At 71.4% G+C, this 16,637-nt stretch carries 17 protein-coding genes and 1 tRNA gene; 9 read left to right on the forward strand and 9 right to left on the reverse strand.

The window, feature by feature from the left end; translation table 11 throughout:
- Positions 1–71: 71 nt before the first annotated feature.
- Both ACWC0C_RS07975 and ACWC0C_RS07980 read right to left on the reverse strand, forming a co-directional pair.
- Positions 72–803, reverse strand: coding sequence for a maleate cis-trans isomerase family protein (locus ACWC0C_RS07975; protein ID WP_449199765.1), 732 nt, complete (start codon positions 801–803; stop codon positions 72–74).
- Complete coding sequence (locus ACWC0C_RS07980) at positions 800–1,609, reverse strand: maleate cis-trans isomerase family protein (RefSeq protein WP_449199766.1); 810 nt, start codon at positions 1,607–1,609, stop codon at positions 800–802. Before ACWC0C_RS07980 ends, ACWC0C_RS07975 begins: the two co-directional genes overlap by 4 nt.
- 149 nt (positions 1,610–1,758) lie before the next feature.
- Between ACWC0C_RS07980 and ACWC0C_RS07985 the strand changes: the two genes are divergently transcribed.
- Complete coding sequence (locus tag ACWC0C_RS07985) at positions 1,759–2,709, forward strand: D-2-hydroxyacid dehydrogenase (protein WP_450862488.1); 951 nt, start codon at positions 1,759–1,761, stop codon at positions 2,707–2,709.
- A gap of 50 nt (positions 2,710–2,759) precedes the next feature.
- The gene (locus tag ACWC0C_RS07990) at positions 2,760–4,166 is read left to right on the forward strand and encodes an amidase (protein WP_450862490.1); all 1,407 of its coding nucleotides are present in this window, start codon (positions 2,760–2,762) and stop codon (positions 4,164–4,166) included.
- 29 nt (positions 4,167–4,195) lie between these two features.
- Here the strand turns inward: ACWC0C_RS07990 and ACWC0C_RS07995 are convergent, their stop codons facing one another.
- Entirely contained in the window at positions 4,196–5,104 is a 909-nt protein-coding gene (locus ACWC0C_RS07995; protein WP_450862492.1) for an oxidoreductase, read from the reverse strand.
- A gap of 136 nt (positions 5,105–5,240) precedes the next feature.
- Between ACWC0C_RS07995 and ACWC0C_RS08000 the strand changes: the two genes are divergently transcribed.
- Complete coding sequence (locus tag ACWC0C_RS08000; RefSeq protein ID WP_450862719.1) at positions 5,241–6,167, forward strand: DUF5937 family protein; 927 nt, start codon at positions 5,241–5,243, stop codon at positions 6,165–6,167.
- Positions 6,168–6,257: 90 nt separating this feature from the next.
- On the opposite strand, the gene ACWC0C_RS08005 is transcribed toward ACWC0C_RS08000, so the two are convergent.
- Together ACWC0C_RS08005 and ACWC0C_RS08010 are read right to left on the reverse strand one after the other, a co-directional pair.
- Positions 6,258–7,586, reverse strand: coding sequence for a hypothetical protein (locus ACWC0C_RS08005; RefSeq protein WP_450862494.1), 1,329 nt, complete (start codon positions 7,584–7,586; stop codon positions 6,258–6,260).
- A gap of 92 nt (positions 7,587–7,678) precedes the next feature.
- Entirely contained in the window at positions 7,679–8,173 is a 495-nt protein-coding gene (locus tag ACWC0C_RS08010; protein WP_450862496.1) for a DUF3830 family protein, read from the reverse strand.
- Positions 8,174–8,220: 47 nt separating this feature from the next.
- On the opposite strand from ACWC0C_RS08010, the gene ehuB reads away from it, so the two are divergent.
- From ehuB to ACWC0C_RS08040, 6 genes are all read left to right on the forward strand, one after another.
- The gene (gene ehuB / locus ACWC0C_RS08015; protein WP_450862498.1) at positions 8,221–9,147 is read left to right on the forward strand and encodes an ectoine/hydroxyectoine ABC transporter substrate-binding protein EhuB; all 927 of its coding nucleotides are present in this window, start codon (positions 8,221–8,223) and stop codon (positions 9,145–9,147) included.
- Complete coding sequence (ehuC, locus tag ACWC0C_RS08020; RefSeq protein ID WP_449199773.1) at positions 9,144–9,887, forward strand: ectoine/hydroxyectoine ABC transporter permease subunit EhuC; 744 nt, start codon at positions 9,144–9,146, stop codon at positions 9,885–9,887. The genes ehuB and ehuC overlap by 4 nt, the downstream gene beginning before the upstream one ends.
- Positions 9,884–10,534: an ectoine/hydroxyectoine ABC transporter permease subunit EhuD gene (gene ehuD / locus ACWC0C_RS08025; RefSeq protein WP_450862499.1), complete on the forward strand. Its 651-nt coding sequence runs from the start codon at positions 9,884–9,886 to the stop codon at positions 10,532–10,534. Before ehuC ends, ehuD begins: the two co-directional genes overlap by 4 nt.
- Positions 10,524–11,306 (forward strand): ectoine/hydroxyectoine ABC transporter ATP-binding protein EhuA, encoded by a 783-nt coding sequence (gene ehuA, locus ACWC0C_RS08030; RefSeq protein WP_450862501.1) that lies wholly within the window; start codon positions 10,524–10,526, stop codon positions 11,304–11,306. The genes ehuD and ehuA overlap by 11 nt, the downstream gene beginning before the upstream one ends.
- A 212-nt stretch (positions 11,307–11,518) precedes the next feature.
- A complete protein-coding gene (locus ACWC0C_RS08035; protein WP_449199776.1) occupies positions 11,519–12,277 on the forward strand; it encodes an IclR family transcriptional regulator in 759 nt (252 codons plus the stop codon).
- Between the two features lie 111 nt (positions 12,278–12,388).
- Positions 12,389–12,462 (forward strand) — tRNA-Lys (locus ACWC0C_RS08040).
- Here the strand turns inward: ACWC0C_RS08040 and ACWC0C_RS08045 are convergent.
- The 4 genes from ACWC0C_RS08045 to ACWC0C_RS08060 all read right to left on the reverse strand — a co-directional run bounded on the left by ACWC0C_RS08045 (position 12,428) and on the right by ACWC0C_RS08060 (position 16,629).
- Entirely contained in the window at positions 12,428–14,083 is a 1,656-nt protein-coding gene (locus tag ACWC0C_RS08045; RefSeq protein ID WP_450862503.1) for an AMP-binding protein, read from the reverse strand. The two genes, ACWC0C_RS08040 and ACWC0C_RS08045, sit on opposite strands and share 35 nt — an antisense overlap.
- Positions 14,084–14,167: 84 nt before the next feature.
- Positions 14,168–14,635: a DUF3592 domain-containing protein gene (locus ACWC0C_RS08050; protein WP_450862505.1), complete on the reverse strand. Its 468-nt coding sequence runs from the start codon at positions 14,633–14,635 to the stop codon at positions 14,168–14,170.
- Between the two features lie 117 nt (positions 14,636–14,752).
- Entirely contained in the window at positions 14,753–15,358 is a 606-nt protein-coding gene (locus tag ACWC0C_RS08055) for a lytic polysaccharide monooxygenase auxiliary activity family 9 protein (protein WP_450862506.1), read from the reverse strand.
- A gap of 128 nt (positions 15,359–15,486) precedes the next feature.
- Positions 15,487–16,629 carry an SPFH domain-containing protein gene (locus tag ACWC0C_RS08060; protein WP_450862508.1) on the reverse strand — a complete coding sequence of 381 codons (1,143 nt, stop codon included), beginning with the start codon at positions 16,627–16,629 and terminating at the stop codon, positions 15,487–15,489.
- Between the last annotated feature and the right edge of the window lie 8 nt (positions 16,630–16,637).

Genomic DNA, 16,637 nt, shown 5'->3' on the forward strand with positions numbered 1-16,637 from the left:
GGTCTCCGCTTATTCCGCCGAGCCGGGGCCGAGTCGGAGCCGAGCCGACTCGGAGCCGAGCCGGGGCCGAGTCAGACCTGCACGATCGGCTCCCTCGTGAACAGCGCCCCCAGCGAGGGCGCGTTCACCCGCCGGTCCGCGAGCCGCAGCCCCTCCCACACCGTCACCTGGTTGGCCGTGAGCACCGGCTTGGACAGCGCCTTCTCCAGGAGCGGAAGATGCGCGGCCGTGTGCAGGGCCGTGTCCGGGAGCAGTACCGCCTCCGCGTCCGGTACGTCCGCCGCCCGGGCCAGCGTCAGCACGTCCTCCTCCCCCCAGGTGCCGACCTCCGCGGCCGTGATGATCCCCGAGGAGCGCATCCCGGTCACCTCCAGGCCGCCCGCCCGCAGGAAGCCGGCGAACAGCGCGGCGATGTCCTCCGGGTAGGTCGCCCCGACCGCGACCCGCCGCACCCCGAGCTCCCGGGCCGCGTGCACGAAGGCGAACGACGTCGAGGACGCGGGCATCCCGGCCAGCCGGGCGAGCGTGCGCACCTGGTCCTGGGCGCCCTCCCAGCCATGTACGAAGCCGCCGCTGGTGCAGGCCCACACGACCGTCTCGGCGCCGGTCAGCCGCAGGGTCTCCATGCCCGCCGCGAGCCGCTCGGCGGAGCCCATCTCGCGCAGCGCGGCCACCCGGTGCGCGTCCTCGCCGATGTCGGTGTGCACCAGGTCCACCCGGATGTCGCTGCCCAGGAGCTGCTCGATGCGTGGATAGTCGTCCTCGGCGGAGTGGCCCGGGTAGAGGAATCCGAGTGCGGTCATGTCCAGCCTTCCTGCGTCTCTTCCGGCAGTACGGGGGGCTCTTCCGGCAGTACGGGGGGCCAGGCGCGCGCCGACTCGTCCAGCAGCGCCTGATACGGCCCCACGGCTCGGGTACCCAGTCGGCGCAGTGCGGCCCACATCGTGACCTGGTTGGCGGACAGCACCGGGATGCGCAGCTCGGCCTCCAGCTGGGGGATCACGTCGTACGTCGGCAGGTTGGTGCAGGAGATGAAGAGCGCGTCGGCGGTGCCGGGCCGGACCGCCTGCCGTGCCATGGCGGCGACGTCCCGGTACGGCACCTTCCAGATGTGCCGCGTCAGCCCCATGAAGGCGCACCCGGTGACCTGCACGCCGGCCTCGGCGACGAAGTCCTCCAGCGCCCGGGTCACCGACACCGTGTACGGCGTGACCAGCGCGACCCGTCGTACCCGCAGCTCGGCCAGCGCCTCCAGCAGCGCGCCGGACGTGGTCACCGAGGGCGGCGCGCCCGCCAGGCTCATCGCGGCGCACATCGCCCGCTCCCCGGTGATCCCGCCGACGAAGCTGCCGGAGGCGCAGGCGTAGGCGACGGCCTCGGGCGCGACGGCGGTCAGCGCGCGCACGGCGTCACCGAGGGTCTCGTGCTCGCTGACCAGCCGGGCCAGGTCCAGGCTCACCTCGACCGGCACGAACGGGGTCCGGGTCAGGTGCAGCGACACCTCGTCGGGCACCCAGCGCCACAGCTCGCGGTCGAGGGCGAAATCGAAGGGAGCCACCACTCCGACCCCGCGCTGAGGGCGGGGGCCGCCGAGAAAAGAGACGTCCATCGCTGGCACCGGCCTCACGCTGGGAGACGAGTGGGCAACGGATCGCGAATGCGCCCGTGTTGACGAAGGTAGGTTCGGGTGCGAGCGTGGTCAATCCGCGCATAATCTCCGCACAATCCGCGCACGTCAGACGCTCGGAGCCGCACCGTATGACGACCCTCCCCACGCTCCTCGTGCTGGACGCCGAGCCGCCGCCCCGGCTCGGTCGGCTCACCGGCCGCGCCCGGATCGTGCACACGGACGCCGCGCACCTGGCCGAGCGGCTGCCCGCGGCGGACGTCCTCCTGATCTGGGACTTCACCTCGCACGCGGTCCGCGAGGCCTGGCCCGGGGAGGGACCGCGCCCCCGCTGGGTGCACACGGCGAGCGCGGGCGTGGACCATCTGATGAGCCCGGAGCTGGCCGCGTCCGACACGGTGGTGACGAACGCGCGCGGGATCTTCGACCAGCCGATCGCCGAGTACGTGGCGGCCCTGGTGCTGGCGGTCGCCAAGGATCTGCCGCGCACGCTGGAGCTCCAGCGGGAGCGGATCTGGCGGCACCGGGAGGGCCGGCGGGTGGCGGGCACGCGCGCGTGCGTGGTCGGCTCGGGGCCGATCGGCCGGGCGATCGTACGCACCCTGAAGGCGCTCGGCGTGACGACGGCGCTGGTCGGGCGGGTGCCGCGGACGGGCATCCACGGCCCGGCCGACCTGGACCGGCTGATCTCCCGCGCGGACTGGGTGATCGCGGCGGCGCCGCTCACCGAGCAGACGTACCGCATGTTCGACACCCACCGCTTCGGCGTGATGCAGCCGTCCGCCTTCTTCGTCAATGTCGGCCGCGGCCAGCTCGTGGACGAGGACGCCCTCGCCCAGGCCCTGACCCGGCGCTGGATCGCGGGCGCGGCCCTGGACGTCTTCGCCACCGAACCCCTCACCGCGGACAGCCCGTTGTGGGGCCTGCCGGGGCTGATCGTCTCCCCGCACATGAGCGGGGACACGGTCGGCTGGCGGGACGAACTGGGCACGCAGTTCGTGGAGTTGTACGAGCGCTGGGCGGCGGGCAGATCACTGGTGAACGTGGTCGACAAGAAACGCGGATACGTCCCCGGTCACTGACCGCCCGAGCCTCTCGGACCTCTCGGACCTCTCGGCCTCTTGGAGGGTGCATGCAGCTCACCGACCTGACCGCCGTCCAGCTCCTCGACGGCTACCGCAAGGGCGAGTTCAGCCCCGTGGAGGCCACCGGACAGGCCCTGGAACGGGCACGCCGCATCCAGCCGGAGGTGAACGCGTTCGTGCGCCTCACCGAGGAGGAGGCACTCACCCGGGCCCGGGAGTCGGCGGAACGCTGGCGACGCGGCGAGCCGGCAGGCTTGCTGGACGGGGTGCCGGTCACGGTCAAGGACATCCTCCTGCTGCGCGGCCACCCGACCCTGCGCGGCTCCAAGACGATCTCCGAGCAGGGGAGTTGGGAGGAGGACGCCCCTTCGGTGGCCCGGCTCCGCGAACACGGCGCGGTGTTCCTGGGCAAGACCACGACCCCCGAGTTCGGCTGGAAGGGCGTGACGGACTCCCCGCTGTCCGGGATCACCCGTAACCCACACGACCACTCCCGCACCGCCGGCGGCTCCAGCGGGGGCAGCGCGGCGGCCGTGGCGCTCGGCGCGGGTCCGCTGTCGCTGGGTACGGACGGCGGCGGCAGCATCCGTATCCCGGCCGCGTTCTGCGGCGTCTTCGGCCTGAAGCCGACGTACGGCAGGGTGCCCCTCTACCCGGCGAGCGCGTTCGGCACGCTGTCGCACGTGGGCCCGATGACCCGGGACGCGGCGGACGCGGCCCTGCTGCTGGACGTCATCGGCGTGCCGGACGCCCGCGACTGGTCGGCACTGCCGCCCGCGCCGGTCTCCTTCACCGAGGCCCTGAAGGGCGGGGTGCACGGCCTGCGGGTGGCGTACTCCCCCTCCCTGGGCGGACAGGTCGCGGTCCAGCCGGCGGTCGCGGCGGCGGTACGGCGCACAGTGGCCGGGCTTGCCGACCTCGGCGCGTACGTCGAGGAGACCGACCCCGACTTCAGCGAACCGGTGGAGGCCTTCCACACCCTGTGGTTCAGCGGCGCGGCCCGGCTCACCCAGCGCTTCTCCCCGCGCAAGCGGCAACTGCTCGACCCGGGCCTGCGGGAGATCTGCGTGCAGGGCGCCCGGTACAGCGCGCTGGACTATCTGGCCGCCGTCGACGTCCGCATGGACCTCGGCCGCCGCATGGGCCGCTTCCACGAGCGCTACGACGTACTGGTGACGCCGACCCTGCCGCTGACGGCCTTCGAGGCGGACACGGAGGCTCCGCACGGCTCGGCCCACCACCGCTGGACGGGCTGGACACCGTTCACCTACCCGTTCAACCTCACCCAGCAGCCCGCGGCGACCGTACCGGTGGGGACGGACGGGGACGGACTACCGGTGGGGATGCAGCTGGTGGCCGCCCGGCACCGGGACGACCTGGTACTGCGGGTTGCGCATGCGCTGTATGAGGCCGGGGTGGTGTCGGCGGTGCCGGTGACCGGTGTCGTGGCTTAGCGGTCGGCTCCGGAAGTCCTTCGGGGCGATCATGCTGTGTCGTGGTGGAGGGAGTCCAGGACGGTGAGTTCGTCCCCGGACAGGCGCAGCGAGCCGGCGGCCACGTTCTGGGCGAGGTGGTCGAGGTCGCCTGTGCCGGGGATGGCCAGGACGTGAGGGCCGCGGTGCAGCGTCCACGCCAGCCGGACCTGAGCGGTGCTCACCCCGCGGGCGCGGGCGATGGCGTGCACCTCGCTGCTGTCGTCGGTACGCGCGCCGGCCGTGCGTCCGCTGCCGGCGATCGAGTAGAACGGCACGAACGCGACGCGTTGTTCACCGCAGATGCGCAGGAGCTCCTCCTGCTCGGGCGATGCTCCGACGCCGTACATGTTCTGGACGCAGACCACCGGTGCGATGGCCTGGGCCTCGGCGAGATGGTGGGGGCGGACGTTGGACAGGCCCAGGTGGCGGATGAGTCCGGCGTCGCGCAGTTCGGCGAGTGCGCCGAAGCGGTCGGCGATGGAATCGGTGCCGACGATGCGCAGGTTGACCACGTCGAGGTGGTCGCGGCCGAGCTGGCGCAGGTTCTCCTCGACCTGGCCGCGCAGCTGCCCGGGGGTGGCATGGGGCAGCCAGTTGCCCGAGGGGTCGCGGCCCGGTCCGACCTTGGTGGTGATGACGAGGTCGTCCGGGTAGGGGGCCAGCGCGCGGTTGATCAGCTCGTTGGCGGAGCGCAGCGGCGAGAAGTAGAACGCGGCCGTGTCGATGTGGTTCACGCCGAGCTCGACCGCGCGGCGCAGCACCCTGACCGCCTGCTCGCGGTCGCGCGGGACGGCGTCGGGCGCGAACGCCTCGCCGTGCTGCGTCAGGCGCATCGCGCCGAAACCGACCCGGTTGACCGGGCGGTCGCCGAGCTTCCAGGTGCCCGATGCCATCGCGGTGATCGTCTGTGAGGTCATGGCGGGATGATCTCCGCGCGGTAGGCTGGCCCGCCATTGATTAGGGCATACCCGAATCCATTGAGGAGTGGTCGTCCTGGCAGAGCTGGCGTTCTCGGCGAGCGATCTGGCACAGGTGCGGTTCGCCGTCTCACCGATGTGGGAGGTCGCGCCCAGCTTCCGGCTGCTGACGTCCGGCACCGCGCATCCGGTCCACCGTCCCTGGGCCGACCAGGTACGGCCGCGCCTGGTGGCCGCCGGGCTGGACCGTGGATGGCTCGCCGAGCTGATCCCGGCCACCGGCTACGTGCCCGACTTCCTCAACCCGGCCCCCGCCGGACCGGCTCCCGCACCGGCAGCAGAGTGGGACGCGATCCTGGCCTCGCCCGCCGACCGGGTACGTCAGGACCTCGACCACCTCGCCCGCCACCAAGGGCGTCTCGGCCCCCGACTGCGGACCCTGCACGCCGACCCGCCCTCCCGCCTGGCCAAGGTCACACAGGAGATCGAAACGTACTGGGAGGTGGCACTCGCCCCCTACTGGGCACGGATCCGGGCCGTACTGGACGCCGACGTCTTCCACCGGGCCCGCACGGTCGCCGAGCACGGCGCCGGCCGCCTCTTCAACGACCTGCACACCTCGGTGAGCTGGGACGACAACGCGCTCAGGCTGGTCCGCCGGAAACGCGACCTGCCCCGGGAGTCCACGGGCGCGGGACTGCTGCTGATCCCTTCCGCGTTCACCGGACCCGGCCTGCGCACCAGGGTGAGACCACCGGACCCGCCGCAACTCGCCTACCCGGCACGTGGCATCGGCACGCTGTGGCAGACGCGTCCTGCCATCGGAGCCCGCGCCCTCGCCCCCGTCCTCGGCCGCTCGCGGACCCTGCTGCTGACCGAACTGGAGACCCCGGCCTCCACCACCGAACTGGCCCGCCGCACCGGGCTCTCCCCGGCCGGGGTATCCCAATGCCTCACCGCGCTACGCAACGCGGGCCTGGTCAGCGCCCACCGCACCGGCCGCTCCGTCCTCTACGCCCGCACCACCACGGCCGAAACCCTCCTCGAAGCCGCCTTCACCTGAGGGCGGTCACTCAGCTCGGTTGCGATCGCCGAGTACGAGGGCAAGGAGTCCCGGACAGGGCCGACTTCGGGAGCCTGCCCGGACACGCTCCTAACCCTTGTGCCGGTAGACGACCAGATACGGCACATTGCCCTCGTCGTGGGAGAAGACGCCGACCCCGTCGAAGTCGGCGATCGGTACCTCGGAGCCGCCGGGCAGCGCCTTCGGGGTGCCCGTCGCCAGGGAGAGCTGGACGGGGGCGGTGCTCCCCGTCAGGCTCTCGCCCTTGGTGAGCGAGGTGCCGTAGGCGGTGCCGTCGTCGGTGACGGAGTCGAAGCTGAGGGGCTTGCTGTCGTCGGTCTCCTCGAAGCAGTAGCCCTTCTTCGACTTGAGGTCGAAGGCGAGGTGCTCCGAGACGAGGTAGCGGCCGTTCGGGGAGAGCGCGGGCTGGGGGTTGTCCGCCGTCGGGACGGACGGCTTGGCGCACAGCACGGACGCCTGGACCTGGCCGGTCCCGCTGTCGAGCACGGCCCACACGTTGTGGTTGCCGAAGTTCTTCTGCTCCCAGCGGGCGATGAGGTACCCGCTGGGGCCCGGCCACACCTCACCGGTCGCGTGATCGGCCTCGGCGGGTGCGATCCGGTCGTCGTCCCAGGAACCGGGTACGCCGAACGCGCCGGCCCCCTCGTTGGCCACCACCGGGTCCCGTTCCGTCAGGGCGGCGATGTCGTTGCCGATGTCGCCCATACATGCCGGGCAGGCGGGCGGCTTGAGGGAACTCGTGTCGTACGTGGTGGTGCCGCCCGTGACCACGTCCACGGCGATCCTGCGCTTGTCCGCCACGGGTACCAGCAGGCGTTCCCCACCGTCCGTGACGTTGTCCGCGTCGAACTCGGTTGCCGGAAGCTCGACATGGTGTGCGGGCGCGACCGCGTCGCCCGAGCCGTCGGGGGCGTAGATGTCCAGGGCGTACACGTTCTTCGCCTTGGACAGGGCGTCCTCGCCCTGCTTCCCCCGGGACCAGGTCACCAGGTATTCCTTGCCGGCGGCGGTGGCGACGAAGACGTGCGGCGCCTCGCCCTCGAACAGGTTCTTGAACGGCTTGCCCGTCCAGCGGACCTGGCCCGTCACCGCGTCCCTTACGGTCACCCGGTAGGCGGATCCGCCGCTGGATCCCTCGCTGGTCATCGTGGCCACCGCTCCGGTCTTCGGCAGTACGACATACGTGCCGAGCTGCTTCCCCGAGAGCTGCCAGCCCCGTGCCGGGTCATAGCCGGCAGGCACGGCGAGCTTGAGAGAGGGCGCCGGTGCCGATGCGTGCGCGGAAGGCTTCTTGCCGCTGCCGGCGTTCTTCGCCGCTCCCGACCCGCCGCCGCCGCAAGCCGCGAGCGATCCGATGGCGACGACGGCGACGGACGCCCTGACGAGTACCGACCTCATGCACTGCCCTTTCGTTCCGCGGAGGACAGCACACGACGAACCGCCTCCCCCCGATGGCGTGATCTTGAGAAGATTACCGCCGGGAGAGGCGCTCACGCCCGCCGAAAACTCAGCCTCTCCCCCGCCGCCCCCGTCCGCCAAAGGTCGTTGCACGCCTCCGCCATCGCCTCCAGCCCCTCCACCACCTGGCCCCACACGATCCCCGGCACCCAGCCCACGTCGCCGTTGAGGAGCAGGTTGTTGCGCTCGTAGAAGAGGGCCAGGTCGACCACCGTGGTGCCGGGGCGGACCTCGCGGTCGTAGCCGTAGGCCTTGGTGCCGAGCTCGGTGCCGGCGAAGGAGAAGTAACAGAGGTCGCCGGGAATCGGGGTGACCGTCGGGTTCTCCAGTGGGGGTTCCGTGGTGGCGAACGGCGGGAAGAGGGCGTAGATCTCGTTGCGCGCGTACTTGGCGTGGTAGACGTCGCCCGACAGGGGCAGCGCGTCCCATACCGCCGCGCAGGTCAGGGGCGCGCGGTCGGTCAGGAGGCGGGCCGTGCAGTGCACGTCCCGTTCGGAGAGGGACACGGTGACATAACGGTCGGCCATGAAAACCAGGGTGCATACGACGGGAGCGCTTGGGTAGCCGCGCCGCCATGGCTCCACCACTTGGGAACGACGTACACACATTCCGGTCGGGACTCAGACACAGCCGGCGGTCCGTGCTCGGTGGCCTCGGCGGTCTCGCCGCCCTCGGGGCACTGGGGGCCGCGGGCTGCACGCGGGTGGCCGAGGCGTCCGGCAAGAAGGGCGGCGACCTGCTCGAGCGGCTGAAGGCGCAGGGCGTCGTGCGGCTCGGGATCGCCGGTGAGATCCCCTTCGGGTACATCGACAAGGACGGCCATCTCACCGGTGAGGCGCCCGAGCTGGCCAAGGTGATCTTCAAGCGGCTGGGGGTGGGCAGGGTCCAGCCGGTGCCCACCGAGTTCGGGTCGCTGATCCCGGGGCTCAACTCGCAGCAGTTCGATGTCGTGGCCGCCGGGATGTACGTCAATCCCGAGCGATGCCAGCAGGTGATCTTCGCGGATCCGGACTATCAGATGCTCGATTCGTTCATCGTCCGCAAGGGCAATCCGCTGGGGTTGCACTCCTACAAGGACGTCGTCGCGAAGAAGGCGAAGTTCGCCACCGGCACCGGTTACGCCGAGATCGACTACGCGGTCGAGGCCGGGTACAAGCAGGGCGACATCCTCATCGTCCCGGACCAGGTCGCCGGGCTGAACGCCGTCGAGGCGGGGCGCGTCGACGTCTTCGCCGGTACGGCGCTCACCACCCGCGAGGTGGTGAAGAAGTCGGCCAAGGCGGAGGCCACCGCGCCCTTCGCCCCGCTCGTCAAGGGCAAACCGCATGTCGACGGTGGGGCCTTCGCGTTCCGGCCGACCGAGACCACGCTGCGGGACGCCTTCAACGTCGAGCTGCGCAAGCTGAAGCAGAGCGGCGAACTGTTCCGGATCCTCAGGCCGTTCGGCTTCACCAAGGCCGAGATGACCGACCTCACCGCGAAGGAGCTGTGCGGCGGATGACCTCGGGACTGTGGGACCTGGTACTGAAGGGCGTCTGGACCACCGTCCAGCTGCTGGTGTTCAGCGCCTTGCTGGCCGCCGCCGTGTCCTTCGTCGTCGGTATCGCGCGGACGCACCGGCTGTGGATCGTGCGCTTCCTCGCCGGCTTCTACACCGAGGTGTTCCGTGGCACCTCGGCGCTGGTGATGATCTTCTGGGTGTTCTTCGTGCTGCCCGTCGCCTTCGGCTGGCAGCTGGTGCCGATGTGGGCGGGCACGCTGGCGCTCGGCCTGACGTACGGCGCGTACGGGTCGGAGATCGTGCGCGGCGCGCTGAACGCGGTGGACCCGGCGCAGAAGGAGGGCGGGATCGCGCTCAGCTTCACGCCCTGGCAGCGGCTCAGGCTGATCGTGCTGCCGCAGGCGGTGCCGGAGATGATCCCGACCTTCTGCAATCTGCTGATCGAGCTGCTCAAGGGCACCGCGCTGGTGTCGGTCATCGGCATGGGCGACCTGACGTTCAGCGCGAACCTGGTCCGGCTGGCGTTGCAGCAGAGCGCGGAGATCTACACGTACATCCTGCTGATCTATTTCGTGATCGCCTTCGTGCTCACCCGGCTGATGCGCGGACTGGAGAAGCGGCTGAAGGCCGGGGTCGGCAAGGATCCCGGGACGGAGTGGGCGGCGCGTGAGCTCAAGCGGGCCCAGACGACCGGTGTGGGCGCCGCGGGCGGCGCGGGCATGGGCGGAGGTGCCGCATGAAGTGGGACTGGAACGCCGTCGGCGACTTCATGCCGGCCTTCTGGCACGGGCTGCTGGTCACCCTTGAGGCCCTGGCCCTCGGTTCGCTGCTCTCCTTCACCCTGGGCCTGGTGTGGGCGCTGCTGATGCGGACGCCGGCCCGGTGGGTGCGCTGGCCGGTCGGGGTGGTCACGGAGTTCGTGCGCAACACCCCGCTGCTGGTCCAGCTGTTCTTCCTCTTCTACGTGCTGCCCGAGTGGGGACTGACCTTCTCGGCGCTGACCACCGGCGTCTTCGCGGTCGGCCTGCACTACTCGACGTACACCATGCAGGTCTACCGGGCCGGTATCGAGGCGGTGCCCGGCGGTCAGTGGGAGGCGGCGACCGCGCTGAACCTGCCGCGGCGGCGGACCTGGACCGCGGTGATCCTGCCGCAGGCGATCCGCCGGGTGGTTCCCGCGCTCGGCAACTACGTGATCGCCATGCTCAAGGACACGCCGATGCTGATGGTGATCACCGTGCAGGAGATGCTCGGCCGGGCCCGGCTCTTCTCCCAGCAGCACTTCCAGTTCACCGAGCCGGTCACCGTGATCGGTGTGGCCTTCATCCTCATCTCCTACCTGGCCTCCCTTCTCCTGCGAGCCCTGGAGCGACGCCTTGTCCGTTGAGACCCGTCCGCAGCCCTCCCGTACCGACGCCCAGTCGACCGAGCTGATCCGCCTGGAGAACGTGACCAAGCGGTTCGGCGCCAACACCGTCCTCGACCGGCTGGACTTCTCCGTGGACACCGGCCGGCATGTGACCCTGATCGGGCCCTCGGGGTCCGGCAAGACCACGATCCTCAGACTTCTGATGACCCTCACCAAACCGGACGAGGGCACGATCACCGTCGACGGGGAGCAGCTGTTCCCGGCGCCGGAGAAGCAGGTCCGCGAGGTCCGCAAGAAGATCGGGATGGTGTTCCAGCAGTTCAACCTGTTCCCGAACATGAGCGTGCTGCGGAACATCACCGAGGCGCCGGTGCAGGTCCTCGGCATGTCCAGGGACGAGGCCGAGGAGCGGGCCCGGGAGCTGCTGGAACTGGTGGGGCTGACCGACAAGTGCGACGCGAAGCCGACCCGCCTTTCCGGCGGTCAGCAGCAGCGGGTGGCGATCGCCCGGGCGCTGGCCATGCGACCGCAGGTGCTGCTGCTGGACGAGGTGACCTCCGCGCTCGACCCGGAGCTGGTCGCGGGCGTCCTCGACGTGCTCAGGGACATCGCGCGCAGCACGGACATCACGATGCTCTGTGTGACCCACGAGATGGGTTTCGCCCGCGACATCTCCGATCAGGTGCTGATGTTCGACGGCGGCCGGGTGATCGAATCGGGTTCCCCGGAGAAGATCTTCACCGAGCCGGAGCAGGACCGTACCCGGGAATTCCTCAGCGCGGTCCTGTGATGACGGGGTGTGGATCCGGAAGATACCGAGGTCCGACCGTTGGGTCATGACTTTGGCATATGCCAGAGGGTCTGCGCCGCAGTTGGGAGGGGCCTGGCGGGCACATCAATCTCGCCAACCCCCTCTCCTCGCAGGGGGTTTGCCCGTTATCGTGGAAGCGATCCGCCGACCGGATGTCGCGGCCACTGACAGGCGAGCGCAGGGGGACCACCGTGGCGCTGATGCACGAGCCGACCGCCCCGTACCACTCGGCCCAGGACGCGCTGCGCGTGCTGGAGACCGTGGCCCGCCATCCCGCCGGAGTCACCGACACCGAGCTGGCCCGCAGCACCCGCCTCGGCCCCGAGCGACTCACCGCCCTGCTGCGCATGCTGCGCCGCGAGGGCTACGTCGAGCAGATCACCGACGGGGCGTACGTCACCGGCGACACCCTGCGCCGGCTCACCTCCTCGCACGACCGCGAGCGGGCCGTGCGCGAGAAGCTCCAGCACACCCTGGACCGGCTGCGCGACTCGGTCGGCGCGGCGGTCTACATGAGCCGGTACGTCGACGGCGAGGTCAAGGTCACCCAGTACGCCGCCGGGCCCGGCACCCCGGCGGTCAACGAGTGGGTCGACTTCCGCTACTCCGCCCACGCCACGGCCGTCGGCAAGAGCCTGCTGACCCAGCTCGACCACAACGCCCGCCGCGACCACCTCTCCCGGCACAAGATGCCCCGCCTCACCTCGCGCACCATCACCAGCGACAAGCTGCTGCTGTCCCGCCTGGAGTCCCAGCCGCCCACGGTGCCGGTCCTGGACCTCCAGGAGTACGCGGTCGGCACGGTCTGCGCGGCCGTCCCGATCACGGCGGGGTCGTCGGTGGGCTGCCTGGCGCTGTCGCTCCCGGTGGAGCACGCCCACCGGCTGAAGCAGGCGGCGGACACCCTGAACCGGAACGCGGCACCGGTGCTGCTCTCGCTGACGATCTAGCTGGCGATCTAGGGCCCTGCTCGAGGTGGTCACGAGCACCCCTCGGGACCAGGTAGTATTTTCTTCGTCGCCAGCCGCGGGAGATAAAAAACCGCAGCGGGCGGGAGTCATGCGCCGCTAGCTCAGTTGGTTAGAGCAGCTGACTCTTAATCAGCGGGTCCGGGGTTCGAGTCCCTGGCGGCGCACAGATGAGGGGCCCTTCGCGAGAGCGAGGGGCCCTTCGGCGTCCTCGGCGGTGAGCCGTCGGTACGAGGGCTCCCCTTGTGGCCGCCACCACACCGGATCGGCGCACACGACCCCCTCCTCCCTGAGTCGCGCCCGGTGGATCTTGTTCGTCGCCGTCACCGGCATCCGCTCCACCACCCGCACGAACCGGGGCGCCATCTTCGTCCCCAGGTCGGGCTGGGCCGCCAGGAACCCGGCGAAGCCCACCGGGTCGAAGGACCCGGCGATGGTCGCCATCACCTGGTCCCCGGTCACCGGGTCCGGCACCCCGTAGACGGCGACGGCCACGGCGCCCTCGTACCGGGCGACGATGTTCTCGATCATCGCGGCGGCCAGGTTCTCCCCGTCGACGCGGATCCGGTCGTCGCCGCGGCCGGCGAAGTACAGATATCCGTCGGCGTCCCGGTAGAACAGATCGCCGGTCCAGTACGCCCCGCCCCTGCGCCGCTCGGCCTCGGCGGCCGGATTCCGCCAGTACCCCTCGAAGGGGTTGGGCGCCCGGTTCACCAGCTCCCCGATCGCCTCCTCCCCGTTGAGCAGGCGTCCGGCGGAGTCGAACACGGCCGGCGGACACTCATGCCCGGTGGCGGGGTCGAGCACCACCAGGCCCGGGCCGGCCGGTCCCACCGCGCCCTTCGGTGTGCCCGGCGCCCACTGGATCGCCGCGCCGCCCTCGGAGGAGCCGTACCCCTCCACCAGCCGCACCCCGAACCGCCGCTCGAAGGCCGCCGCGTCCACCGCGCCTGCCTCGGTGCCGAAACCGAGGCGCAGCGGATTGTCCCGGTCGTCCGCACGCCCCTCGGTGGCGAGGACGTACTGGATCGCCCGGCCGACGTAGGTGAAGTACGTGGCCCGGTAGCGGCGCACGTCGGCCAGGAACCCGGACGCCGAGAACCGGCGCCGCAGCGCGACCGCCGCCCCCGCCGCCAGCGCGGGCGCCCAGTCGGCGATCACCGCGTTGCCGTGGAACATCGGCATGCAGATGTAGTGCACGTCGTCCGCGCGCACCCCGAACTGCCGGACCAGCGCCTGCCCGGCCGCCGCCAGCCGCCCCTGGGAGCAGAGGGCCGCCTTGGGGGCGCCGGTGGAACCGGAGGTGAAGTACAGCAGCAGCCGGTCGGCGGGTGCGGCGCGGGACGGGTCGGGCACGGCGTCGGCGTAGGGCGCGAGGAGGGCACCGTACTCCTCGTCGTCGGTCACGAGGATCCGCACTCCCGGCAGGTCCAGGCCGGTCAGCAGGGGGAGGCGGGCCCGCTCGGTGACCATCAGCGGGCACTCGGTGTGCAGGATGTCCCGGGCCAGTTCGGGGCCCCGGCGGGTGGGGTTGATCCCGGCGACGGCCGCACCGGCGAGCGCGGCGGCGCCGAGCCACAGCGGGAACTCCTCGGTGTTGTCGAGGAGCACCCCGACGTGCGGTACGGCGCCCGGTGGCAGCAGATCGGCCAGGAGCGCCGCCCGGGCCGCGGCGCCCGCGGCGACCTGGTGCTGCGTCAGCATCCGTTCCTCGCACATGAGCCCCGGCCGGTGGTCGCCCCACCGCGCCGCGACCAGCTCGGCCACCGTGCGTGTCGTGGACTCCATGGAGGCGCAAGGTAACTGATGTACCGTCAGATGGGTAGACGTGGGGTCAGGGACCTTCGCAGTGCGATGGCCCCGGTGCCCGCGCTACGGAAGCTGGCCGGCCGACTCCGCGAACATCGTGTGCGCCAGGATCATGAAGCCGACGCAGAAGGCGATGCCCACTCCGAGGAAGGCCACACCGAAACCGGTGCCGACGGCCAGCTTGGCGGGCGCCGGCGGTCGGGCGGTGGCCCGCTCGGGCTGCTCCGGCAGGTACCGCACGGTGACGAAGTCGCCTTCCATGACGGTCGCCGCGCCGCCCTCCTCCTCGAACCGGACCGTGCGGCCCTCGCGGGTGGTGAACTCGTAGACGTGGTGCAGGGTCGTCCGCACGGACGTGTCCCCGCCGCCCCCGCTGGTCTTGGTGAACGTCCGCAGACAGCGGGCCTCGGCCGTCAGACCGTGCGCCCAGGCCCTGCCGATCCGCCGGGCGCGGCGCACCAGCCGGAAGAGCGCGGACCCGAAGCCGGCGATCATGAGGGTGGGTATGGCGTAGAAGAACATCTCGAACATGAGGTCCCCCGAGGTCGGTACGCCGTCCCGCTCGGTCGGCGTGCGAGGAACGTACCCGCCGGTAGGGGCGGCCGGCCTCAAGGGAACCTCAGTTTCCGTGCTGTTGCGGAACGGTCCTCAGAAGGTGACGTCCGAGCAGGCGTAGAACGCGTTGCCCGTGTCGGCGATCGTCCACACCGCGACGATGACGTGGTGCCCGCTCAGCCCGGACGGCAGGGTGCCGCTGTGGCTGAGGGTGGCCGGCGGGCGCTGGCCGTTGTACGGGACCGTCAGGAACGGGGTGAGGTTGAGGTCCGAGCGGGACAGGGCGTGGTTCTGGTTCCAGCCCTGTCTGGTGACGAAGTACTTGAAGTCCGTCGTGGCGTGCATGGCGGTGAACTGCCAGCGGAAGGTGTACGTCTGGCCGCCCGTCACCCTGGTCGTGGGCCAGGCTCCGCCGGACGGGGTCTGCGGCGAGCTGAGCTGGGCGAACCGGCTCAGGCCACCGTTGCAGATCTGGCCGTCGGCGGGTCCCGCGGCCGGGAAGCCCTTGGGACCCTCGACGCTCTGCGGCTCGTACTGGATCTCGCCGCAGCCCGTCACCGTGCCGTTGGCGCAGAGCTTCTGCCTGCTGATGGGGAGGTCGGTGTAGCCGTGCCCGCTGGCACCGCCGGTGGAGAGCGCGAACGCTCCGGCGGTCACCACACCCAGCACGACCGCGGACAACTTGGTCCTGGTGCGCATACTGCCGCTCCTGGAGAACGTGGGGAGTTCGGTGAGCTGTGCAGGTAGGTCTAGACCAAGTGTCAGATTATTGCGGCTAATTGACTGTGTCCATACAAGGGACGTGTCCCTACCCATCGCGGTACGGCCTAGGGCAGCTCCGCGCGCCCCGAGCAGAAGGCGACCGTCAGGTCCCGCACCAGCGCCTTCCGCTCGTAGTCGTCGAGTTCGACCAGGCCCCGCATGGTCAGCCGGGTCACCGTGTCCTCCACCGAGTCCACCACCGAGCTGAGCACCCCGGCCCGCTGCCGGGCGTCCAGCGCGGCGATCCGGCGTCGGCGCATCGCGGCGGCGACCTCCGGGGCGTACTCCACCTGCACCGGCTGCACCGAGAACACCTCGAGGCCGACCGGCCCGGTCTCCTCGGCCACCAGCCGGGTCAGCGCGTCCCCGGCCGCCGTCACCCCGCCCCGTGTCCCACCCGCCGGCTCCACCGGCACCCGGGCCAGCGCCGCCTCCACGCACTCGCGCAGATACGTCTCGTGGTCCTCGATGCCGAGCACGGCCCGCGCGGTGTCCCGCACCCGCCACACCACCAGCACGACCACCTTGAGCCCCAGCCCGTCGGGATCCGCCGCCGGCATCGCCTCGCTGCGCCAGTGCCGCAGCCGTACGTCGACCCGGCGGCGCAGCACCAGCGGGTTCACCCACAGCAGCCCGGTCCGCCGGACCGTCCCCCGGTAGCGCCCGAACAGGCCCAGCACCCAGGCCCGCCCGGTCCGCCCCCGGACCAGCCCGCCGAGGCCGAACGCCCCGAGCGCCCCGGCCCCGGCGTACGCCGCCCACTGCGCCGGACCGAGCCCCGCGCCCCCGGACGCGGGCAACCCCAGCGCCTCCACCACGGCCGACGGCAGCAGCCCCGCCCACCACGAGGTGGTCAGGCACCCGGTGATCCCGCCCGCCCCGGCGAGCACCCCGGCCGCCCCGGGCAGCACCCGCGCCGGGCGCTCCACCAGCTCCGGGTCGGCCTCCGGCAGCGGCCGGCGGTGCACCGGCGCCGCGCCCCTGAGCCGCGGCTGCTCGCCGGTGCCCTGCCGGCGGGCCACCACGGCGGGCCTGAGCGGCACCTTCACCGGGTTCACCGGGTCGGGGTCGTCCCGGAAGAGCAGATGGACGGGGATCTCGGTGGTCGTCTCGTTCTGGATCAGCCGGACCGGACGCCCGCCCGGCCCCGCGGCGTCCTCCGCGGGGTCCTCGGACTCGGTCGGTGTGTGTTCCGTGGTCGTACTCATGCGTGCCT

The organism is Streptomyces sp. NPDC001709 (genome assembly GCF_053596375.1).